Raw genomic sequence first — 259 nt, forward strand, 5'->3', positions numbered from 1 at the left:
TTTTACCGTCAAGATAAGCCCAGGTAATAAGAAAAAAGCCACACAAACAAACAACAAGTAAGGTAAACATAAATGCTGTTTGTCCGTACTGTTGATAAACTAAACCCGGTAATAGCGAGCCACAAGCCCCGCCACTGTAATAAAACGAGACATACCCTCCGTCTGTCACGCTTGGTGGTGCTTTACTTATTTGATTGACCAGTGGAGCTGCGGTTGAATGAATAATAAACATAGCCGCACAAAATAGCGTGAATGCAGT

At 42.1% G+C, this 259-nt stretch carries 1 protein-coding gene; it reads right to left on the minus strand.

Features of this window, described 5'->3' with window-relative positions; translation table 11 throughout:
• Positions 1–259: hypothetical protein (locus R2R70_RS21225; protein WP_410979082.1), on the minus strand; the 259-nt coding region annotated here is incomplete at both ends.

The sequence above is a fragment of the Cobetia sp. SIMBA_158 genome, assembly GCF_046566945.1.
GTDB classification, from domain to species: domain Bacteria; phylum Pseudomonadota; class Gammaproteobacteria; order Pseudomonadales; family Halomonadaceae; genus Cobetia; species Cobetia amphilecti.